The organism is Arthrobacter sp. PvP103 (assembly GCF_017833075.1).
Lineage (GTDB): Bacteria > Actinomycetota > Actinomycetes > Actinomycetales > Micrococcaceae > Arthrobacter.
Window position 1 is genome coordinate 3,430,322 of the sequence record NZ_JAFIBQ010000001.1, and the last position, 20,630, is coordinate 3,450,951.

The 20,630-nt window shown below is 65.3% G+C and carries 19 protein-coding genes and 1 pseudogene; 12 read left to right on the forward strand and 8 right to left on the reverse strand.

The genetic code is table 11. The features are described 5' to 3' along the window. Window positions 1–7 precede the first annotated feature (7 nt). The 9 genes and pseudogenes from JOE41_RS15865 to JOE41_RS21050 all read left to right on the forward strand — a co-directional run bounded on the left by JOE41_RS15865 (window position 8) and on the right by JOE41_RS21050 (window position 6,585). Window positions 8–910: an ABC transporter substrate-binding protein gene (locus JOE41_RS15865; RefSeq protein ID WP_209752904.1), complete on the forward strand. Its 903-nt coding sequence runs from the start codon at window positions 8–10 to the stop codon at window positions 908–910. Window positions 911–916: 6 nt separating this feature from the next. Further along, window positions 917–1,981, forward strand: coding sequence for an amino acid ABC transporter permease (locus JOE41_RS15870; protein WP_209752905.1), 1,065 nt, complete (start codon window positions 917–919; stop codon window positions 1,979–1,981). Beyond that, window positions 1,978–2,745 carry an amino acid ABC transporter ATP-binding protein gene (locus tag JOE41_RS15875; protein WP_280873571.1) on the forward strand — a complete coding sequence of 256 codons (768 nt, stop codon included), beginning with the start codon at window positions 1,978–1,980 and terminating at the stop codon, window positions 2,743–2,745. The genes JOE41_RS15870 and JOE41_RS15875 overlap by 4 nt, the downstream gene beginning before the upstream one ends. Window positions 2,746–2,984: 239 nt before the next feature. Next, complete coding sequence (locus JOE41_RS15880) at window positions 2,985–4,499, forward strand: MFS transporter (protein WP_209752906.1); 1,515 nt, start codon at window positions 2,985–2,987, stop codon at window positions 4,497–4,499. A gap of 120 nt (window positions 4,500–4,619) precedes the next feature. Continuing rightward, the gene (locus JOE41_RS15885; protein WP_209752907.1) at window positions 4,620–5,060 is read left to right on the forward strand and encodes a hypothetical protein; all 441 of its coding nucleotides are present in this window, start codon (window positions 4,620–4,622) and stop codon (window positions 5,058–5,060) included. 46 nt (window positions 5,061–5,106) lie between these two features. Continuing rightward, window positions 5,107–5,742, forward strand: a complete 636-nt coding sequence (locus JOE41_RS21040; RefSeq protein WP_374100008.1) for a molybdopterin-dependent oxidoreductase — start codon at window positions 5,107–5,109, stop codon at window positions 5,740–5,742. Continuing rightward, window positions 5,679–5,957, forward strand: a pseudogene (locus JOE41_RS21235) (molybdopterin-dependent oxidoreductase); the annotation flags it as partial. The gene JOE41_RS21040 and the pseudogene JOE41_RS21235, both read left to right, overlap by 64 nt. A gap of 136 nt (window positions 5,958–6,093) precedes the next feature. Further along, complete coding sequence (locus tag JOE41_RS21045; RefSeq protein ID WP_245200735.1) at window positions 6,094–6,402, forward strand: hypothetical protein; 309 nt, start codon at window positions 6,094–6,096, stop codon at window positions 6,400–6,402. A gap of 24 nt (window positions 6,403–6,426) precedes the next feature. Beyond that, window positions 6,427–6,585, forward strand: a complete 159-nt coding sequence (locus JOE41_RS21050) for a molybdopterin dinucleotide binding domain-containing protein (protein WP_307800709.1) — start codon at window positions 6,427–6,429, stop codon at window positions 6,583–6,585. A 52-nt stretch (window positions 6,586–6,637) separates the two neighbouring features. Here JOE41_RS21050 and JOE41_RS15895 read toward each other — a convergent pair whose 3' ends face one another. From JOE41_RS15895 to JOE41_RS15910, 4 genes are all read right to left on the reverse strand, one after another. Next, window positions 6,638–7,948: a hemolysin family protein gene (locus JOE41_RS15895; RefSeq protein WP_209752908.1), complete on the reverse strand. Its 1,311-nt coding sequence runs from the start codon at window positions 7,946–7,948 to the stop codon at window positions 6,638–6,640. A gap of 33 nt (window positions 7,949–7,981) precedes the next feature. Then, a complete protein-coding gene (locus JOE41_RS15900; protein WP_209752909.1) occupies window positions 7,982–9,670 on the reverse strand; it encodes an ATP-dependent DNA helicase RecQ in 1,689 nt (562 codons plus the stop codon). Between the two features lie 134 nt (window positions 9,671–9,804). Further along, entirely contained in the window at window positions 9,805–10,803 is a 999-nt protein-coding gene (locus JOE41_RS15905; RefSeq protein WP_209752910.1) for a DUF6454 family protein, read from the reverse strand. 52 nt (window positions 10,804–10,855) lie between these two features. After that, the gene (locus tag JOE41_RS15910) at window positions 10,856–11,929 is read right to left on the reverse strand and encodes a glycerophosphodiester phosphodiesterase (protein ID WP_209752911.1); all 1,074 of its coding nucleotides are present in this window, start codon (window positions 11,927–11,929) and stop codon (window positions 10,856–10,858) included. Between the two features lie 298 nt (window positions 11,930–12,227). On the opposite strand from JOE41_RS15910, the gene JOE41_RS15915 reads away from it, so the two are divergent. Both JOE41_RS15915 and JOE41_RS15920 read left to right on the forward strand, forming a co-directional pair. Further along, window positions 12,228–13,625 (forward strand): DUF1524 domain-containing protein, encoded by a 1,398-nt coding sequence (locus tag JOE41_RS15915; protein WP_209752912.1) that lies wholly within the window; start codon window positions 12,228–12,230, stop codon window positions 13,623–13,625. A gap of 53 nt (window positions 13,626–13,678) precedes the next feature. Continuing rightward, window positions 13,679–14,368, forward strand: a complete 690-nt coding sequence (locus JOE41_RS15920) for an excalibur calcium-binding domain-containing protein (protein WP_245200736.1) — start codon at window positions 13,679–13,681, stop codon at window positions 14,366–14,368. 105 nt (window positions 14,369–14,473) lie between these two features. Here JOE41_RS15920 and JOE41_RS15925 read toward each other — a convergent pair whose 3' ends face one another. The 3 genes from JOE41_RS15925 to JOE41_RS15935 all read right to left on the reverse strand — a co-directional run bounded on the left by JOE41_RS15925 (window position 14,474) and on the right by JOE41_RS15935 (window position 18,016). Further along, window positions 14,474–15,697 (reverse strand): MFS transporter, encoded by a 1,224-nt coding sequence (locus tag JOE41_RS15925; RefSeq protein ID WP_209752914.1) that lies wholly within the window; start codon window positions 15,695–15,697, stop codon window positions 14,474–14,476. A 1-nt stretch (window position 15,698) separates the two neighbouring features. Beyond that, window positions 15,699–16,427 carry a hypothetical protein gene (locus JOE41_RS15930; RefSeq protein ID WP_245200737.1) on the reverse strand — a complete coding sequence of 243 codons (729 nt, stop codon included), beginning with the start codon at window positions 16,425–16,427 and terminating at the stop codon, window positions 15,699–15,701. 551 nt (window positions 16,428–16,978) lie between these two features. Continuing rightward, window positions 16,979–18,016 carry a TOMM precursor leader peptide-binding protein gene (locus JOE41_RS15935; RefSeq protein WP_245200738.1) on the reverse strand — a complete coding sequence of 346 codons (1,038 nt, stop codon included), beginning with the start codon at window positions 18,014–18,016 and terminating at the stop codon, window positions 16,979–16,981. 269 nt (window positions 18,017–18,285) lie between these two features. Here JOE41_RS15935 and JOE41_RS15940 point away from each other — a divergent pair, with 269 nt between their 5' ends. Further along, window positions 18,286–18,816, forward strand: coding sequence for a GNAT family N-acetyltransferase (locus JOE41_RS15940; RefSeq protein WP_209752916.1), 531 nt, complete (start codon window positions 18,286–18,288; stop codon window positions 18,814–18,816). Between the two features lie 27 nt (window positions 18,817–18,843). On the opposite strand, the gene JOE41_RS15945 is transcribed toward JOE41_RS15940, so the two are convergent. After that, entirely contained in the window at window positions 18,844–20,520 is a 1,677-nt protein-coding gene (locus JOE41_RS15945) for an FAD-binding dehydrogenase (protein WP_209752917.1), read from the reverse strand. Window positions 20,521–20,630 lie beyond the last annotated feature (110 nt).

The window sequence follows — 20,630 nt, forward strand, 5'->3', positions numbered from 1 at the left end:
GGAAGCCATGCGCACCCGATACCTGATTCCCGTCCTCACCATCGCCACGGCCCTCGCGCTCTCCGGCTGCGTCGACAACAGCCAGCCGGCAGCCACCGGCGGCGCATCCGGCACCGCCGAGGCCATCGACGTGAAAAAGAATGACTCCGTTGCTGCGATGCTGCCGGAGAAGATCAAGAACGCCGGCGTCCTGAACGTGGGCATGGCCAACAACTACCCGCCCAACGAGTTCAAGGATGACAACGGTGCCCCTGCAGGCTGGTCCGTGGACCTCACGAACGCCCTGGGCAAGGTGATGGGCCTGAAGGTCAACTTCGACATTGGCACCTTCGACAACATCCTGCCGGCTGTGCGCGCGGGAAAGGACGACATGGGAATGTCGTCCTTCACGGATACGCTGGAACGCGAAAAGCAGGTGGACTTTGTGAACTACTATTCCGCCGGCATTCAGTGGGCCGCCCCCAAGGGCAAGACCGTGGACCCCAACAACGCCTGCGGGCTGAAGGTGGCCGTGCAGGCGACCACATATGAGGACACCCACGAGGTGCCCGCCAAGTCGAAGGCCTGCACCGACGCCGGCAAGCCGGCAATCACCATCTTCAAGTACGACGCCCAGGACCAGGCCACCAACGCCCTGGTGGTGGGACAGGTGGACGCCATGAGCGCCGATTCACCCGTCACCCTCTACGCGATCTCCAAGACCAAGGACAAGCTGGAGACCGCCGGCGACGCTTTCGAAGTGGCGCCGTACGGTATCCCTGTTGCCAAGGGCAGCGAGTTCACGCCGGCCCTCCAGAAGGCGCTCCAGACGCTGATCGACGACGGCACCTACACCAAGATCCTGTCCAAGTGGGGAGTGGAAGCCGGCGGCATCAAGACGGCGGAGCTCAACGTGGCAGCCAAGGGGTGATACAGCATGAGCGAGCCGGAATCCGGCCGGATGATTGAGGCTGACCCCGGCAGGCAGCCGGGACCGGGCGGGAAGCCCCGCCCCGCCAGGAAGCAGCGGGCCGGCAGGGCAGTGGACGACGACGGCGCGCCGCCGGAGGCGATCGTCGCCATCCCGCTGCGGCACCCGTGGCGGAACGTGGTGGCAGTGCTCCTCATCCTCGGGCTGGCGGTCTTTGTGCTCGACGCCGCCCAGCGCCCGGACTACGGCTGGGCGGACGTGGGCAAGTACATCTTCGACCGCCGGATCAGCCAGGCTGCCTGGGTGACGCTGTGGCTGACCATCTACGCGATGATCGGCGCGATCGTGATCGGCCTGCTGCTGGCCATCATGCGACTCTCGCCCAACCCTGTGCTGAAGAGCATCGCCTGGCTGTACATCTGGATTTTCCGCGGCACCCCGGTGTATGTGCAGCTGGTGTTCTGGGGGATCGTGGCGCTCATCTATCCGGTGTTCACGCTGGGCATCCCGTTCATGGACCCGTGGGTCACCATCCCGAATGAGGTGTTCACCAACCTCTTCATCACCGCAGTGATCGGCCTGGCCCTGAACGAGGCCGCCTACATGTCGGAGATCGTCCGGGCCGGCCTGCTGTCGGTGGACGAAGGGCAGGCGGAGGCGTCGACGGCGCTGGCCATGTCCTGGGGGCAGACCATGAGGTTCGTGGTGGTTCCGCAGGCCATGAAGATCATCATTCCGCCTACCGGCAACGAGGTCATCTCGATGCTCAAGACCACCTCGCTGGTGGCGGCGATCCCGCTGAGCATCGACCTCTACGGGGTGTCCCGGGGCATTTCCGCGGTGACGTTCACGCCGGTGCCGCTGCTGATTGTTGCGTCCCTCTGGTACTTGCTCTTCACCTCGGTGCTGATGGTGGGCCAGCACTTCATTGAGAAGCGGTTCTCGCGCGGCACCGGACGGGCCAAGACCGGCAAGGAAGGCACGACGCCGGAACCGGCACCTGCCGCGGTCCCCGGCGCCCCGGGGGTCCCTGGCGGACCGCTGGGCAATGACTTTGGAGGAAAAGGATGACGGATGCGCCGATGGTGCTCGCCGAGCGGGTCTCCAAAAATTTCGGCACCAACAAGGTGCTGCGCGGGATCAGCCTGGAGGTGGACCCCGGGGAGGTGCTCTGCATCGTGGGGCCCAGCGGCTCGGGCAAGTCGACGTTCCTGCGCTGCATCAACCACCTGGAGCGGGTTGACGGCGGCCGGCTGTCCGTGGACGGCCAGTTGGTGGGCTACCGCCAGAAGGGGGACAAGCTTTACGAACTGAAGCTCAAGGAAGCAGCGTTCCAGCGCCAGGAAATCGGGATGGTGTTCCAGCGGTTCAACCTGTTTCCGCACCTCACCGCGGTGGAGAACATCACCCTGGCCCCGATGCGGGTGAAGGGGATCTCCAAGGCCAAAGCCACCGCCCGGGCCATGGAACTCCTGGAGCGCGTGGGACTGGGGGACAAGGGCGATGCCTATCCGGCGCACCTGTCCGGCGGGCAGCAGCAGCGCGTGGCCATCGCCCGCGCCCTGGCTATGGATCCGAAACTGATGCTCTTCGATGAGCCCACCAGCGCCCTGGACCCGGAACTGGTGGGCGAGGTGCTGGACGTCATGAAGGAACTGGCCAAGAGCGGCATGACCATGATCGTGGTGACGCACGAGATGGGGTTCGCCCGGGAGGTGGCGGACACCCTGGTGTTCATGGATGAAGGAGTGGTGGTGGAGGCCGGGCCTCCCCGGCAGGTCCTCACCAATCCGCAACACGAACGGACCAAAGCGTTCCTGTCCAAGGTCCTCTGACAGCGTTTTTGTAGCCTTCCTGCTCGAACAGCACCGTGATCGTGTCCTCCTCATGCCGCAGCGTCGTAATCCTCTGCGTAGGCGCGCATCATCTCGATGCGGGAGCGGGTCATTGAGGAGGACGGGCAGCGGTGGGAAAATGGTCGGAGCACCGCACATGAGCCGCAGTGGCTCCTCTCGACAGTTCGGCACGCTTGCCGGGCACCTGGGTTTGGCCGTTTCGTGGAAGGGCCGCAGCTATGACCGTTCAGCCCCCGAAAAAGCGCCGCCTCCGCGTCACGGACGTCAATGTGGTTCACCATCCCACTCTGAGGAAGGCGCTGGGCGGCACCATCGTCGGCAACACCATGGAGTGGTACGACGTCGGGGTGTTCGGTTATCTGATCACCACCATGGGCCCGGTGTTCCTGCCCGAGGCCGATAAAGCGGTGCAGAATCTTTTCCTGCTGGGTACCTTCGGCGCCACGTTTATCGCACGTCCCCTGGGCGGCGTCTTCTTTGGCTGGCTGGGTGACAAAATCGGCCGCCAGAAGGTGCTGGCCATGACCCTGATGCTGATGGCGGCCGCGACGTTCGCCGTCGGCCTCCTCCCGGGCTACGCGGTGCTGGGAATCTGGGCCGCCGTCCTGCTGGTGGTCACCAAACTGGTTCAGGGCTTCTCCACCGGCGGCGAGTACTCCGGAGCCACCACGTTCGTGTGTGAGCATTCTCCGGACAAGCGCCGCGGCTTCTTCGCCAGTTTCCTGGACATGGGCAGCTACCTGGGCTTTGCCCTGGGAGCGGCGCTGGTCTCGGTCCTGCAGCTGACCCTGGGCCAGGACCAGATGGAGAATTGGGGCTGGCGCATTCCCTTCCTGATCGCCGGTCCGCTCGGCATTGTGGCGATCTACTTCCGGATGAAGATCGAGGAATCGCCCGTCTTCCAGGCAACCCTGGAAGCGGAACAGGAATCAGCCCGGCACCCTGAGACGGGGGAGGTGCTCGGCGCCATGGGCCCGGCAGGAGTCTTCAGGGCCTACTGGCGCAGGATTGTGCTGGCCATGATCCTCGTGGCGGCCGCCAATACGGTGGGCTATGCACTCACCTCCTACATGCCGACGTACCTGACCAGCAACAAGGGGTACGACGAGATCCACGGAACGCTGCTCACAATCCCTGTGCTGGTGGTCATGTCCCTGTGCATCCCGCTCACCGGCCATCTCTCGGACAGGATCGGACGCCGCCCCGTGCTGTGGATCGGCGCGGTCAGCACCGTGGTCCTGGCCATCCCCGCGTTCAGCCTGATCGCGGTGGGAACTGTCCCGGCCACTCTCGCGGGCCTGGTCCTGGTGGCCTTCCCCGTCACGTTCTACGTGGCCAACCTCGCGTCTGCTTTGCCGGCGCTGTTCCCGACGGCCCACCGTTACGGGGCCATGGGCATCGCCTACAACTTCGCCGTCGCCATCTTCGGCGGCACCACCCCGTTCATCATTGCCTCCCTCATCCAGTCGACCGGCAATGACATGATGCCCGCCTACTACCTGATGGCCACCTCGGCGATCGCCGTGGTCACCATCTACTTCCTGCCGGAATCCGCCCGCCGGCACCTGCCAGGGTCGATGCCCAGCGTGGACTCGGAAGAGGCAGCCCGCGAGCTGGTGGCCACCCAGGACGAGAACCCGCTGCTGGACATGGACACTTTGCCTTTTGACAGCAGCTACGAGGCTGCGCGCGCGTCGCACGCGGGCCATACGGGAACGACGCCGGGCGGTTGAGCTGAGGGGACTATATGGCCATGCGGGGACTTTCGACTCTTCCCGCACGGGCCGCGCAGGCGAGGGTTGGACGCATGCAGGAACCCAGCGCCGAACCTCAGGGCCGGCGGGACCGGAGCAATGACGATCCGTTCCTCCCGTGCCGCCCCCGCTGACATTGCCCGCACGCTGGGCCTGCCCGCGGCAGCGGTCGAAGGTCCGGCAACCTTCTTCGCCGACTTCACCGCGACCCGCGGAGGTAGAAGCGGCACTCGGAGTGCACGCCGGGAGCCGGAGCGAGGACGGTTCCGTCTCGCTCCAGGCAGTGCGCTGCCTGGCTACTGCTTCTCCGGTCCGGCAGCCCTGGACGCCGTCGACGCGCTGGCCGGGCCCGGCCTGGCAGCACAATTGAGTGGATCCGCCCCGCGTACGTCCCCGCCCATCCCGGTGGCCTGCGACACCGGAGTCCCTGTGGTGACTGCCGGGCTACTCGGCGGCGCGCAGCCGTGGTCGGTATGTCCCGGCGTCGCTGCCTCGGCAAACCCCGAGGACGTTCTGGCCGAAGTCGAGACCGCGGTGTGACGCGGTCCTCCTGGTCGGCGCAAACCCGACGGCCGCCCACCCGGTGGTGGGATCCCGCATCTTCCAGCGGGTCATGGACGGCGCCCGCCTGGTGGTGGTCGATCCCCGTCGCACTTTCCTGGCCCGGCACGCGGACGTCCACCTGAGGCCCAGGCCGGGCACCAACGTGGCCGTGTTCAACGGACTGGCGCACGTCCTGGTCCGTGAGGGGTTGGTGGACGAGGCGTTCCTTGCGGCCAGCACCAGCGGCTACGAGGAATTGTCCGGGCTGCTCCACGACTATCCTCCGGACCGGGTGGCCCGAATCTCCGGCGTCCCGGCAGACGATCTGGTGCGGGCCGCCGTCGTTTACGGTCAGGCACTGGCTCCCGCCATTTTCTACGGCCTTGGCGTGACCGAACACCGGCACGGCACGGACGGGGTGCGGACGCTGTCCAACCTGGCACTCCTGCGCGGCGCCGTGGGGCCGGGCATCGGCGGAGGGGTGAACCCGCTCCGCGGGCAGAACAACGTTCAGGGCGCCTCGGACATGGGGGCACTGCCCGACCTGCTGCCCGGGTACCAGAAGTCCTGGACCCTGCGGCGCGTGCCCGGTGCACCGAGGCCTGGCAGGCCGATGTGCCGACGCAGCCTGGCCTTCGGATCCCGCAGATGTTTGCGGCCGCCCGTGCCGGGGCGTTGAAGGCGCTGTGGGTCATCGGCGAGGATGTGCTCACCACCGACCCGGACAGCACATCGGTGCGGGCTGCCCTGGAGTCCTGTCCGCTGGTGATCTGCAACGATTTGTTCCTCTCCGCGACGGCCGCCGCCGCGGACGTCGTCTTCCCGGTGGCCGCGTGGCTCGAGAAGGATGGCACGTTCGTCAATTTCGACCGGCGCTTCCAGCGGGTCCGGGAGGCGGTGGCGCCCCCTGCCGGTGTCCGCACCGACTTCGCGGTGCTGCACGCCGTCGCGGCCCGGATGGGGGCCGCCCTTGGGTGCGCCACACCGGCGGAGGCTATGGCGGAATGCGCGGTGGTGGCGCCGCTTTTTGGTGGTATCTCGCACCCGCGCCTGGACCGGGAGGGGCCGCTGCAGTGGCCGTGCGGATCCGTCGATTCCCCCCGGGACGCCACGTCTTTACCAGGACCGCTTCGCCACGCCGGACGGCCTGGCGCACCTGGTGGCCAGGCCCTACCTTCCTCCGGGCGAGCAATGCGACGCGGACTTCCCGTTTTTGCTGATCACCGGGCGCCGGGCAGAGCACTACAATTCCGGCAGTATGACCCGCCGCACCGACAACCTGCGCCTGCTTGCCCGGGAGACGGTCGACGTCGAACGCGGGGACGCTGCTGCACTGTGACTGCACGACGGCGACTTCGTCCGGGTGGGCAGCCGGCACGGGACGGCGGTCCTGCAGGCCAGGATCACGGACGAGGTGGAACCGGGCCAGGTCTTCGCGGGCTTCCACTTCCCTGGTGCCGCGGTCAACGGCCTCACCTCCCCGGTGGAGGATGAGGTCACGGGTGCCCCGAATACAAGCTGACTGCGGTCCGCCTGTCCGGAGCCGCTGACGGCGTCCACACGGCAGGCGGTCACTAGTCCGAGGACGGCCCAACTGTCTTCCCGTCCGCCGGCGTCACCCGGATCCGGGCGATGCGGAGCCTGTCCATGGCGAGCACCGTCAGCACGTGGCCCGGCACCTGCACCCGGTCCCCGACCACGGGCAGGCGGCCCAGGCGGGAGATGGCGAACCCGGCCACTGTCTCGTAGCGGCCCTCCGGCAGGGTGATGCCGGTGGCAGCGGCGAATTCCTGCAGGATCAGGCCGCCGTCCACGTCGATGGATCCGTTGGCCACGGTGACGCGGTCCTCGTGGTCGGCCCCGGTGTCGTATTCGTCGTAGATTTCGCCCACCAGTTCCTCCACGAGGTCTTCCAGCGTGACGATGCCGTCCGTGCCGCCGTATTCGTCCACCACCAGCGCTATATGGTGGCCCAGCCGGCGCATCCGGGACAGCGTGGGCAGCACCCGGTTGGTTCCCGGCAGGGGGAGGAGTTCGCGGACGATGTCCTTCACCAGCCCTTGGTCCTGCTGTTCAGTCCGGGTCATCAGGTCCCGGATGTGGACGAAGCCCAGGACGTCGTCCGGGGTTCTGCCGATCACAGGGAACCGCGAATACGGGCCGTCCCGGACCATGCTGCGTGCGTCGGCAATAGTCATGGTGCCGTCAATGAAGGTCACTTCGGTGCGGGGGCGCATGACCTCCTGCAGCGTGCGGTCCCCGGCGCCGAACACGTCGGTCAGGATGTGCCGGCTGCTCTCTTCCAGCAGATCGCTCTCCGCCACCATGTCCCACAGTTCCTCGGAGCTGATGCCCTCCCGCTTGGCGTGCGGATCACCGCCGAACAGCTTGACCACGGCATCGGTGGACACGGACAGCAGCCAGATGACGGGCCGCATGATTTCGGACAGGACCACCAGCGGCGGGGCCAGGACTTTCGTGAAGCCGACGGCGCTCTGCATGGCCAGCCTCTTGGGCACCAGTTCACCCAGGACCAGCGAGAGATAGGCCACCAGCAGCGTCATGCCGATAAAGGCCACCGGCTCAGCCGCCGCGCCGAATCCAAGGCGTTCCAGGACGGGTTCGATGTCGGGTGAAATGGTGGACGCGCCGTAGGCAGCCGAGAAGAAGCCTGAGAGCGTTACGCCGATCTGGACCGTGGAGAGGAACCGGTTGGGGTTGCGGGCCAGCGCAGCGGCCCGGGCCCCGCGTTTGCCGGCCTTCTCGATCATGCGCACCTGGCTTTCCCGGAGGGAAATGAGCGCCATTTCGGTGCCTGCAAAGACGCCGCCCAGCAGTACGAAGAAGAGAACCAAGGCGAAGTTGACCAACGTGCCGCTGTCCATATCCTGACACTACCGAATGCGGTCAACAACCGGTCAGGTAGCGAGCGTCAGCAGTTTCCCGTCCGTCACGGCCTGGCGGGACAGCGTTTTGTAGCCCGCCTGCTCGAACAGCACCGTGATCGTGTCCTCCTCGTGCCGCATCACCAGGCCGGGCCCCCATTCCTTATGTACAACTGAGGCTTGGAGCGGAAAAGGGTCACCGCCCGCGGCGGCCGCTGCGGCGTCGTCGTAATCCTCCTCGTAGGCGGAGCCGTCGGTGCAGGTATCGCAGTTGCCGCAGGGCTCGGGGAGGTTCTCGCCGAAGTAGCCCAGCAGGAACTGGCGGCGGCAGGCGTCGGTCTCGGCATAGCCGCGCATCATCTCGATGCGGGAGCGGTCCACCCGCTGGCGTGCTTCGGCGTGTTCGACGGCGCGTTCCACCACCGCGGGCAGCTTGGCACCCGCTTCCAGCCGGATGCCGCGCTTGCCGGTGCGGACGGCGCGGGTTTCCTGCAACTGGTTCAGCAGCCCGGTGAGCTTCCGCGGAGAGAATCCGGTCTGCTCGGCGAGGGCCTTCTGCCTGACCGGCCCGCCGGCGTCGCGCAGTGCCTGAAGAACGGCGAGGAGGGATTCCTCGTCCGTGGTGTGGGTGCCGAAGAACTTGCGGAGGCCCAGGTCCTCGGAGCGGTAGTGCAGGACGGCGGAGGCGGGTTCGCCGTCGCGCCCGGAGCGGCCGATCTCCTGGTAGTAGCTGTCCAGCGAGTCGGGGATGTCGGCGTGAATGACGAAGCGGACGTTGGGTTTGTCGATGCCCATGCCGAAGGCGGTGGTGGCCACCACCACGTCCAGTTCGTCGTCGAGGAACTGCTGGTGGACGCGGTCCCGCTCGCCCTGCTTCCGGCCGGCGTGGTAGGCCTCAGCGCGCAGGCCCAGGGCAGTGAGTTCGGCCGCGTAGGCCTCGGTGTCCTTGCGGGTGGCGGCGTACAGCAGGCCCGGCCCCTTGAGTTCGGCCACCTGGCGGGTCACGGCGCGGCGCTTGTCCTTGTCCTTGTGGTGGCGGATGACTTCCAGCCGGATGTTGGGCCGGTCGAAGCCGTGCACCAGGACCAGCGGGTCCACCATGTGCAGGCGCTGCTGGATCTCCTCGCGCACCGGAGGAGAAGCAGTGGCGGTAAGGCCGACCACGGGCGGGTTACCCAGTTGCGCGCGGACCTCGCCGAGGCGCAAATAGTCGGGGCGGAAGTCGTGGCCCCACGAGGAGACGCAGTGGGCCTCGTCCACCACGAACAGCGGGACGTCCAGGGCCGCGAGCCGGTCCACTGTCTCGGACTTGGCGAGCTGCTCAGGGGCGAGGAAGACGAACACCGCTTCGCCGTTTTCGGCGGCCTCCCAGGCGGCGTTGTTTTCGGCATCGCTGTGGCCGGAGTTGATGGCGACGGCGGCCTGCCCGCCGAGCGTTGCCAGCAGCCCGTCCAGCTGGTCCTCCTGCAGGGCGATCAGCGGGGAAACCACGACGGCGGGACCGCTGCTTGCGCTGCCTTGGTGCAGTTGGAGCGCGGCCACCTGGTAGACGGCGGACTTGCCGTAGCCGGTGGGCATCACGGCCAGGACGTCCCGGCCGGCGACGAGGGCGCGCATTCCGGCGAGCTGGCCGGCGCGGAGGCGGGGGAGTCCGAAGGTGTCCGCGGCGAGCTGGCGGAGTTCTGTGCTGGTGGGTTCTGCGGGGGCAAGGGCCTCGGCCATGATGGCAGCTCCGTAGGGGTGCGATCCGATGGCCGGGCGTCTTCAGCCGAGGGCTCCAGCATAACGCGTGCCGGGAGGTCGCAGCGGGCGGCGGAACGCGTACGTTCAGCCGCCCGCTCCAGGAAACGAAGCCGCTATTTTGCGGGGGTGACCGTTGCTTCGTAGGTGAGGATTTCCGTGCCGTTGCCTTCTTCGGCATCGTCCGGCGCCACGTGCATCGTCAGATGGTTGCCTTCCGCCGTGAGCTTGAAGGGGTTCCGGGTGGCCACGTGACCGGCCGTGGACCACTTTTGGAACGGCACATCATGCAGGGTCGTCTTCCTGGCAAGGTCGATCAGGGCCATGCCGCCCAGTTCGTAGGTGGCCGCCGTGCCGCCTGCCGGCGGGGCCTGGGGCAGGTTGGCGACCCCTGCGCACAAGGCCTGGGAATTGGCCACGTACTGGCAGTCCTGGTAGTCGATGAAGTGGTTCGGGTTCTGCCAGGTGCTGAGCTGCTTGCCGTTGAGGTTCCATTCGGCGAACCTCCGGGAGCCCCACGTGTTGCCGATCAGATGCCCGGTCCGGCGGTCCATGACGATGCCGCCAAAGTGGTCGGGGACCTCGAACTTCTTCTGCGGCTCCAGGGTCGTGACGTCAACGCTGTAGATGATCGAGCTGCTGTTGGGCCGGTACTGTGCCACGCTCACCCAGATGTTCTTCCCGTCGAAGTCCAGCCCGCCCGGGTGGTACATGTCGCCTTCGCCTAGGATGATGTCCTTCTGCAGGTTCCCGGCTTTGTCCATCACAAACAGGTGCCCGACGCCCTTCCCGGCCGTGCGGTCGTACCCGTCGCGCGGCGCAGGGTATTTAACGGTGGGCTCAACTATTTCCACGGACGACAGGAAGATGTGATCCTCCGTGTAGGCGATGCCCTGGGGATGGAATGTGGGGAAGCCGAGCTTGAGCTTGCCTGTCATCTCCCAGTTGGTGGAACGGTCCACGGCCTTGAAGCTGTCGGCCAATGCCGTGTCGGCGGCGTGGCGGTCACTGTCGCCGGGCTCGGGCGCAGCCTGGGCGGCAATGCCGCTGCCTGCGGCGAGGACGATGACGGCAGCGGCGGCTGTCAGGGCGCCGCGGGTGCGAATGCGGTTCATGGGGATGCCTTTCAAGAGTCAGATGGTAAGGACCGGGGTGCGGCGATTTTCCCTAGACGGCGCCCGGTTCCAGCGAGTACTGCTTCGGCAGCTTCATCGAGTGCTCGGCCATGACCTCACGCAGCCGGTCGGGATAATCGGTGATGATCCCGTCAACACCGGCGGAGATGAGGGCGCGCATGGTCGGCTTGTCGTCGACAGTCCACGGCATAACCTGCATCCCGGCGTCGTGGGCACGGTTGACCATGTCCGCCGTGACGTACGGGACGTATCCCGGGTCCTCTACGGTTCCGTTTTGCGGTGTGCCGTGGACCGGGGAGATGGCGTCGAACCCCAGGTGGGAGGCGGCGTTGACCAGGTCTCCGCCAAAGTCGTCCGCGTCGATGCCGCCAAGCCACGGGGAACTGCCCGGTTGGCCGGCCTGCAGGAAGTCCTTGTTGGTCAGGGCGACGGTTCGGATCCGGGGGTCGGCCGCCTGGATCAGCCGCAGTGAGCCCCAGTCGAAGCTCTGGATGGATACGCGCTGCTGCATGTTGGCGGCCTTGATTTCCTTCAGTGCGACGGCCACGAACTGTTCACGGGGTGCGGTCTGCTCCGGGGCGCCGGCCTCCACCTTCGTTTCGATGTTGAATTTCACCTGGCTGGCCCGGTAGGAGTCCACCAGTGCAAAAACCTCCGCGAGCGTGGGCATCTTTTCGCCGGGTGCGGCCTGCTGCCCGGGGAACTCGGGGAGGGTGAGGCTTCCGCAATCGAGGGTACGCACCTGGTCGAACGTCAGGTCTTTGACGTATTTGCCGGCGTAGGGAAACAACGGGTCCCCGGGCGTCGCGGGTGCGGTGTCCGCGCACTTCTTGTCGCTGATCTTGCGGTCGTGAGTGATGACTTCCCGGCCGTCCTTGGTTATCTGGAGGTCGAGTTCAAGAGTGGTCACACCCGTCTCGAGCGCCTTGGCAAACGCAGGAAGCGTGGACTCGACCGTCAGCCCGATTCCTCCGCGGTGGGCCTGGAGGTCAAAGTGGTTAGCGGTGCCGTTCGGGTTGGTATCGGCAGCCTGCGCCGGAAGGGGTGTCCCCAGCGCCAGGCCTGCGCACATGGCGGCCGCGGTCAGCAGCTTTGCGGTGTTCATTTGTGGGTCTCCAAATCGGTGTCATGCCCGTTTACGAGCGGCATCCAGTCTGGTCATCCACCGGAAACGACGCGCTTCCTGACGGTGGAGGAGACATGACGGACTGGTGAACTCGGAAGTGAACTCTTAGTTCCGCCGGAATGCACAAGGCCGGCTCAAGACTCCATCAAGGTTGGACGAAGATCTCCGCAGGTTCATCATTACGCTGCCGCACGAGAAATACGCTTCTGGTTAGCAAGATTTTGGCTTAAGAAAAAGGCCCGGCTATATGCCGGGCCTTTATTAATGGGGGAAAAGAATGTCGAACTATGTGACCCTTATGGGGTCCACTCCTGCCGGGGAGGACCCCAGGCCGCCACGCAAGCCACGCGCTTCCACTTTCATCGTTGGGGCCATCACGGCGCTCTTTATGCTCCTGGGTGCGCTCAGCGGCGGTCTTGGGGGCGCACTGGTTTTCCTGGCCATCGCGGCGGGACTCACCGGCCTCTATGTCCTGGCGACTGGCCGCCGTTCCTGGGCGTGGCTTCCGGCCAGGCGTAAGGCGGGGGCTATTGCCCTGGCCGTTTCATTTGCACTGTTTATCGGCGGCGCCGTTGCCTTGCCGCGGACTTCCTCGTGGAACGCTGAGGCGGCCTCATCCGAGGGCACCGCCTCGCCCGCTGCCGCTGCGGCGAGTGCAACTGCCAAGGCGACGCCTGCGCCGTCGTCCTCTCCGACTGCGCAGGAAACGGGCGAGCCGCTGGATCCTGACAGTCCTTACCTCCTGGCACAGGGGGTCAACGTCACGGCACCGAAGGCCCAGCCGGCTTTCGCCACCAAGGCGGTGGACCTGCTGGCCACCCTTCCGATCAAGGGCCGCGCACCGAAGACGGGGTATGACCGTGCCCTGTTCGGGCAGGCGTGGGCCGACGTTGACCGGAACGGCTGCGACACCCGGAACGACATCCTCAAGCGTGACCTGACGGGCATCACCTACACCAACAGCGTCCCGTGCAAGGTGCAGTCCGGAACGCTGGCGGATCCCTACACGGGCACCAGCATCAGCTTCCTGCGGGGGAGTGCGACCAGCAGCAAGGTCCAGATCGACCACGTTGTGGCCCTCAGCGACGCCTGGCAGAAGGGCGCTCAGCAGCTGACCACGGAACAGCGGACGGCCTTCGCCAATGATCCGCTGAACCTGCAGGCGACCGACGGTCCCACCAACATCAAAAAGGGCGACGGCGACGCCGCCACCTGGCTGCCGCCGAACAAGGGCTTCCGGTGTGAATACGTTGCCCGGCAGATTTCCGTGAAGGCCACGTACAGCCTGTGGGTCACCCAGGCGGAGCACGATGCGATGGCCAAGATCCTGGCCGATTGCTCGGGCCAGCTGGCACCGACGAACGAGCAGGCCCCCGCCGCTGCGGCACCCGCACCCGCACCGGCGCCGGCCCCCGCCGCCGTCGAGCCCGCGCCTTTTGTGGCAGTGCCCGCCCCGGCCGCGCCTGCTCCCGCTGTGGTGGCCCCGGCCCCGGCTCCTGTTGCTCCGGCACCTGTTGTCCAGGCTCCCGCTCCCGTTGCGCCGGCCCCGGCTGCCGCCTACTACGCCAACTGTGCCGCGGCCAGGGCTGCAGGTGCGGCGCCGCTGTACGCAGGGTCGGCGGGCTACCGCCCGGCGCTGGACCGCGACTCCGACGGCATCGCCTGCGAAGGCTAACCAGACCAATCACTCCACCGTTCCAAACTTTCCTAGGGGGAAAAATGAAAAAAATGTTGACACTGGTAGTGCTAACCGGCCTCATGCTGACCGGATGCGGCGGTCAGCAGGCGGCATCGTCCGCAACCGCTGTTGCAGACGTCTCAGATGCTGTCACGGTTCCCAGCGTGATGGGCCTGACCCTGGATAAGGCCACGGATCAGCTGGAAAACCTTGGGCTCAAGGTCAAGGCGGACGACACCGCCGACGGCAAAATGATCATGTCCAAGAAGAACTGGCAGGTGACGTCCCAGGACCCCGCGGAGGGCGCGAAGGTGGCGAAGGACTCCACCGTGCACCTCGGCGTCAAGAACCTTGAGAAGGAGGCGGCGGAAAAGGCCGCCGCGGACAAGGCGGCTGCAGAGAAGGCTGCGGCGGCAAAGGCTGCTGCGGACAAGGTTGCGGCCGATAAGGCAGCGGCAGATAAGGCGGCAGCTGACAAGGCTGCAGCAGATGCGGCTGCGGCTGCTGCCGCGAAGGTGGCCGCCGAGCAGGCTGCGGCTCAAAAGGCAGCCCCTCCGGCGCAGGTTCCCGCTGCGCCGGCGCCGGCACCGGCGCCGGTAGCTCCCGCCGCTCCGGCCACCGCGTACTATCCCAACTGTGCCGCCGTCAAGGCCGCAGGTGCCGCGCCGCTCTACTCCGGCCAGCCCGGTTACAGCACCAGCCTTGACCGCGATCGCGACGGCGTGGCCTGCGAGAAATAGCCGCCGCTTTCCGGAGCAGCTGTTCTGCCGTGGATGCCTTCCTTCGCTGGAAGGTAACCACGGCAGACGGCTTTAAGGACAAAGACTCCTTATCGGACAGGTGAACTAGTGCACCGTCTCCCTCTGCCGTGGCTCTGGTTCGCGCTCCTTAGGACTTAGGATCGAGTCGGATTTGAGCGCAAGCAGCCCTGACAGCAGCGCCGCGGCCAAGATTGACGCAAACGCCATGGACGACGAAACACCCATGAGATACGTGGCAGCCGTGAGACTGAGGGGGCTGGATACCGTTTCCAGAAACTGGACGGCCGTCATGGTCTTGCCGAGATCAGTGGAGGGAATCTGTTGGTGGATAAGGGATGTGCGCCCCACGGTCCAGGCAATGCCTCCGGTACAGACGGTAAAGAGAGCACCGGCCACAGCGATCCACGAAGGGATGAAGAAGAGCAACGAGCCCCCAGCCATAAGCCACGAGGAACGTTGCATGAGAATGTTTGGACGCCAACTGGAAAACAGGCCGGACAGGATTGATCCGCAAAACAGGCCTGCGGCCGCGGCCGCGCCAACAATCCCCACTTCGGTAGTTGAGCCGCCCAGGCCAGCCGAGGTCTGGAAGATGGCCAGGGTTGAGAGAGGCGCGGACAGAAAGCCGATCAGGACAACTGTCCCGGCGAAACGCCACCAACCGTGGAGTTGAGAGAGTCGCCTGTACCCCGCGGAAAGTTCCTGAATGAAGCCCGGCCGATCGGGCACGTTGCCTGGACGGTCCGGCCACGGCAGGAAGTTCATGATCATTGCGATGACCGTGAATGAGACAGCGTCCACTGCCAGCAACCACCAAGGACCCCAGACAGCACTCAAAGCTCCGCCGATGGCCGGCCCCACGATGGAAGCCGATGTCCATGCCGTAGAGACTGATGCATTGAACTTTGCCGTGCCGTCGCCATACATTTTCGGGATGGCAACGAAGGTTGCAGTTCTTGCGAACATGTCGAGGCTGCCGCGCAGGAAGGCGCCGAGTACAAGAACCCAAAATGGTGTGTGCCAGGGCCCGATAAGCAGCGCCATAGCTGCAACTACCAGCGCCTGACCCCAATATCCAATGTGGGTCATGGTGCGCGGCGACATACGGTCGGCCAGTCCTCCGATGAGCACTCCGGGAAAGGCCTTTGGCAGCTGGGATGCGACGGCAACGATGGACATCTGGGCAAGGCTGCCGCTGGTTTGCAGCACGATGAGCGGCAGGGCGATGTTATACGCGCCCCCGCCAAGCGAATTAACCCACATTCCCGTCAGGTGCAGGCGCCGCTGCCATGGCTTTGCTGGAGACAATTTACTTTCCTTGGTACGCGCGGAGGATGGTGGCAAGATCGGTCTGCTTTTCCACCGAGGTCAGTAGCCATTGCATGGCGGGAGCCTGCCAAAAGCTGATGTTCCAGGTACGGGCGACCATCACGTGGAAGAGGGTGGTGCAGCATGGGACCAGGATCCGCCATCTTCCGGGAAGAACGAGGGCGAGGGGCAGGGCGAGCAATTCGAGGAAGGGAATTGCCCGGGTAATGACTCGAACGGGCCGGGCAAATCTCTCTTGGGCAAATGGGTGGCCGTCAGATGCCCTTAAATGCGAGTGGTAGATGTGATTCGCATCCCCGCGCCGGACCCAGGCGTCGAAGCCGTGGATCAGTTTGGACAGGCCAGCCTGGGTGTAGGGCAAATACAGAGCCACACGTGACACTGAGAGCGGCAAGTTGGCGAGCCGCGGGTCGGTCGTTGCGGAGTGGGGCCACTGGCTTACGGCAAGGACCGCCTCGATAAACGTGTCATAGGGCCACCGTCCCGGAAGCGACCGGGCATCCGCGGCACGAGTTCCAAGAAAGACCCCCAGGGCTGCCCGCCGGAGCCAGGAAGAGTGCTTTGAATCGGGACTCTTGCATAGCTCGCTCGCTGCTGCTGCCAGGAGCAAGCCGGCCGCTATTCGTTCAGCCCCCGGGACGTAGCGGGAAGTGGAATCACGGTCCGAATTCTCGGCCGGAGGATCGAGGGCAGCTTTGTAGTCCTGCATAGCAGCCGGGCCTGGTCGTAACGTAACTGCCACTGCAGCGACGATCCACAATGCGGCAGTGCGTGCCTGCCGCAAACTTGCTGGCTTACTGCGCATCTGATGGAACATAGGTATACACGACTTCCCTTTCTTCGGGCATTCCCCGCACAGTGGTCTCCACCCAGATTTCCATCCTGGCTAGGGGAACGTTGGGAAGATTTGCGGGGGCTCTAACCTCGTCAAATGGCCTCCACCGATCGCTGCGCAGTCTGCGGAGAATCCTTTGGCACAGGACTTGTTTCGGATGGTCCCCGTCACCCATGAAAACGTCTGCGAACACTGCCCCGGCCCGGAAGAACTGGGTCGGAATGCAGTTTGCGGGCCCGCAGGCCACTACCGTTCCGTCTGACAGGTGGAATTCGACGGCGAAACGGGAGAGTCGGTCGCCGAACTTCGCATTGAACATGTTGTTTGATGCGATGGGCCAGAAGTTCCTGTTGGCAACGGTCGACGCCAGTGATGCGACGGTAAACGCCCCGGCCAGTGCCACCAGTGCCTTGCCGCTGTTGACGTCAGGTGCACGCAGCACAGTGGATGTTCCTGGCGAAGTCTTCAAATTCCGAGGACAGTTCCAGTGAGTCAAAGACCAGTCGCCGACCATCAAGCTGCGTCGAGCCGGTGAGCAGATAGCGGAACACTTCCATGGCGGCAATGGACGCCACGATGGAGTTAAGGGGGCCGAAGCTGGGCGCCTGGTAGGCCGAGTTGAAATTTGTCGTAGTGAGGGATGCCGTGGAGTTCGTCCGCCCGTCGTTATCTGTTGCGGCGCACAGCAGGCATGGAGTTTCACCCGGCCTGACGACCGGCCCCACCACTCCACGCGTGTCCTGGTATCCGGCGCAGGTAAACGGAGTTCCGGAGATAATGGACGCTTCGTTGGACCACTCGAGCACTTCCTGGGGAGTATCGGCGGAAACAACCACGAAGTCTGAATCCTGAAAGATTGGCAGGAGGTCGTCAACGCCTGAGATCATTGACGGGACTTCGATGGTGTTGATGCCGGGAGCTCGAAGCGAAAGATTCTTTGCGGCCGCTTCGATCTTCGATTTGCCGACGTCTTGGGCAGTGAAGAGATACTGCCGGGTGAGGTTGCTTTCCTCGACGGAATCTCCGTCCACCAGCACGATGGAACCGACCCCTGCCGTCGCGAGCTGCATGGCCACGTTGGTTCCGATGCCGCCGACGCCGATGAGCGCTACCGTTCGTGCGCGGAGCAAGTCACTGGCTCCCGGTCCTGTGCCGTGAGCAAGCGCGAAGTACAGATCATGGCGGCTGTATTGCCCTGAAAGGTCGATCCTGTAGGGCACCAAAATCTCGGCGTCGATGAGTTCCTCAACGATTTGCCCGGAGCTTTCGCCAAGCAGTAGTTGGGCCTCGTTGCCCAGTTCATCGAGTGTCCGCGGTTGCGATGCAAATCCAAGCAATTCCGCCAGCCCGTCTGGTGCGTCTTCAATTTCGATTGCATTGGGTGGCGCCAATCCGATGTGCACGGAGGTGTCTGTTGTGACGACGGGAAGCGACTGCTTGAGGGAGTAGGTCGTGGCTGCCAATTCTTGCCTCCAATTAGGAGTGGGGACCACGCAATGCGTGGTCCCCACTAATTTTTATTTGTTCAGTTGAACACGAAGTTCAGCTTGGAACGGCGCTTGGTCAGTCGCTTGAGCTTCAGCACGTGGATCACTCCTCTTGGTTTATCAATTTGTTGGACGGATTGAATCTACGACATCTGTCACAAGCTTGACAAGTCTGTTGACTAGAAATTCTTTGGACGCCGATTCGTGTTACAAAAGTAGGTTGGATGGCGTATAGAGTCGTGTGCATGTTTGAACTTGTTGTCCCGGATGCATCCTTCTACCCGTCGTTTGCCGAGTCTCACCGCGAGTGGGACGGCGCCCACCAGGACGGTGCCGGCCTGTTGCCAGACGACGATGTCACCAGCCCGGAGGGGTTCGCTGACTGGGTCCGAAGACTCTCGCGTGCTGAACGGGCTGCCGGGGCGGGCGGCATTGTTCCTTGCACCTATCGCTGGATCACGGAGGGCTCACGGTATGTGGGGGCAATTGCCTTCCGCCACTACCTCACGCCGGCCCTCCTGAACTCGGGCGGGCATATCGGATACGGGGTCCGGCCGTCAGACCGTGGGCGGGGGGCGGCGTCGTGGGCCCTGCAGGAAGTGTGTGCCCGTTTGGCTGCGCAGGAAGAGCCTGACCGCGTTCTCCTGACCTGCGATGATGCAAATGCAGCGTCAGCCAGGACTATCGAGCGTTGCGGGGGCCTGCTCGAGGACGTGAGGGTGGGCGGGAACGGGCGGCCATTTAGGCGCTACTGGATTGATGTGGCGCGGTCCTAAGCCATACCGGGCTGGTGCGATTCCCAGCTAGAGCAGCCGCGCCAGGGAGAGCCCCACGGTCCTGCCGGTGAAGAGGCAGCCGCCCAGGAACGTGCCTTCCAGTGCGTTGTAGCCGTGGGCCCCGCCGCCGCCGAACCCCGCTGCCTCGCCTGCAGCGTAGAGGCCGGGGATGCGCGCGCCGTCCTGCGACAAAGCCTGACCAGTAAGGTCCGTCTGGATGCCGCCCAGGGTTTTGCGGGTCACAACATGGAGCCTCACGGCAATCAACGGGCCCGCGCTAGGGTCCAGGATCCGGTGCGGTTTGACCGTGCGGAACAGCCGGTCGCCCAGGAAGCGGCGGCTGTTGCGGATGCCCAGGATCTGCGTGTCCTTGGAATAGGGGTTGCGGATCTCAGCGTCCCGTTCCTCAATCTGCCGGCGCAACCCGGAGTAGTCCAGCAACGGCTCCGAGGTGAGGCCGTTCATCCCGCGGACCAGATTCTCCAGGCTGTCCGCCACCACAAAGTCGGCGCCGTGCTCTTTGAATGCCTCGATGGGGGCTGCGGCGCCGCGGCCCAAACGCGAGCGAAGCAACAGCTTCAGGTCCCGGTTGGTGATGTCCGGGTTCTGCTCGGAGCCGGAGAGGGCGAACTCCTTTTCGATAATTCGTTGGTTCAGGATGAACCAGGAGTGGCTGTACTGCTGGATATCTGGTGTGGTCCTCAGCAGCCGCAGGGTTCCCAGGGTGTCGTAACCGGGCAGCCCGGGGGAGGGAAGCCGCCGGCCCAGCGCGTCGAACCACAGGGACGACGGCCCGGGCAGGATCCGGATGGCATGGTCCGGCCAGACGGGGTTCCAGTTCTGGATGCCCTCGGTGTAGTGCCACATGCGGTCACGGTTCACCAGCCGGACGCCTGCCTGATCGGCGATGTCCAGCATCCGCCCGTCAACGTGCCGGGGCACCCCGGTGATCATCTTCGCGGGCGGCGTCCCCAGCTGCTGGGGCCACCACCGGCGCACCAGCGTGTGGTCGCCGCCGATCCCGCCACTCGCGATCACCACGGCCTGCGCACGCAGCTCAAACTCCCCAGCAGCGGTCCGGTTCGAGGCAACGCCGCGCGGCGAATCGTCCGGTGCCAGCACGGTGCCGCGCACCCCGGTGACCGTGCCGCCGTCGAACGTTAACCCGTCCGCCCGGTGCCGGAAGTGGAACGTCACCCGTCCCGTTCCGGAAGCCTCCCGGGCCAGCCGCGCAAAGGGTTCGGAGACCCCGGTGCCCGTTCCCCACGGGACATGGAAGCGGGGGACCGAGTTGCCGTGGCCGCCGGCGCGGCCGTCGCCGCGTTCGGCCCAGCCCACCAGAGGGGTAAACGTGATGCCGTGCTCCTGCAGCCAGGAGCGTTTCTCCCCGGCGGCGAACTCGACGTACGCGCGGCCCCACTGCTGCGCCCACTCGTCCTCCGGAAGTGGGCCCCCCAGCCGGTCCCACTGGGCCGAACCCTGCCAGTCCTGCCATGCCAGCTCGAAGGAATCCTTCACGCCCAGGCGCCGCTGCATGGGGGTGTCCACCAGGAACAGCCCGCCGAGGGACCAGAAGGCCTGGCCGCCGAGGTTGGCTGCGTTCTCCTGGTCCAGGATCGCCACCCGCTTGCCGGCCCGAACCAGCTCGTTGCTGGCCACCAGCCCGGCCAGCCCGCCGCCGATGATGATGACATCCGCGTCCATCAGAAAACCGCCCTGGTTGAAGGTAAGTGAGAGTTCAGCATCAACCTACAGGAGCAGGCTTCGTCAGGCGGTAGCAACGACGGCGGGAGGCGGCTGATCGGGAGCTTGCA

Bases quoted from the DNA above. Each gene is read 5' to 3' on its own strand.
- JOE41_RS15865 (WP_209752904.1), top strand. From the start codon at position 8: ATGCGCACCCGATACCTGATTCCCGTCCTCACCATCGCCACGGCCCTC.
- JOE41_RS15870 (WP_209752905.1), top strand. From the start codon at position 917: ATGAGCGAGCCGGAATCCGGCCGGATGATTGAGGCTGACCCCGGCAGG.
- JOE41_RS15875 (WP_280873571.1), top strand. From the start codon at position 1,978: ATGACGGATGCGCCGATGGTGCTCGCCGAGCGGGTCTCCAAAAATTTC.
- JOE41_RS15880 (WP_209752906.1), top strand. From the start codon at position 2,985: ATGACCGTTCAGCCCCCGAAAAAGCGCCGCCTCCGCGTCACGGACGTC.
- JOE41_RS15885 (WP_209752907.1), top strand. From the start codon at position 4,620: ATGACGATCCGTTCCTCCCGTGCCGCCCCCGCTGACATTGCCCGCACG.
- JOE41_RS15895 (WP_209752908.1), bottom strand. From the start codon at position 7,948: ATGGACAGCGGCACGTTGGTCAACTTCGCCTTGGTTCTCTTCTTCGTA.
- JOE41_RS15900 (WP_209752909.1), bottom strand. From the start codon at position 9,670: ATGGCCGAGGCCCTTGCCCCCGCAGAACCCACCAGCACAGAACTCCGC.
- JOE41_RS15905 (WP_209752910.1), bottom strand. From the start codon at position 10,803: ATGAACCGCATTCGCACCCGCGGCGCCCTGACAGCCGCCGCTGCCGTC.
- JOE41_RS15910 (WP_209752911.1), bottom strand. From the start codon at position 11,929: ATGAACACCGCAAAGCTGCTGACCGCGGCCGCCATGTGCGCAGGCCTG.
- JOE41_RS15915 (WP_209752912.1), top strand. From the start codon at position 12,228: ATGTCGAACTATGTGACCCTTATGGGGTCCACTCCTGCCGGGGAGGAC.
- JOE41_RS15920 (WP_245200736.1), top strand. From the start codon at position 13,679: ATGTTGACACTGGTAGTGCTAACCGGCCTCATGCTGACCGGATGCGGC.
- JOE41_RS15930 (WP_245200737.1), bottom strand. From the start codon at position 16,427: ATGCAGGACTACAAAGCTGCCCTCGATCCTCCGGCCGAGAATTCGGAC.
- JOE41_RS15940 (WP_209752916.1), top strand. From the start codon at position 18,286: ATGTTTGAACTTGTTGTCCCGGATGCATCCTTCTACCCGTCGTTTGCC.
- JOE41_RS15945 (WP_209752917.1), bottom strand. From the start codon at position 20,520: ATGGACGCGGATGTCATCATCATCGGCGGCGGGCTGGCCGGGCTGGTG.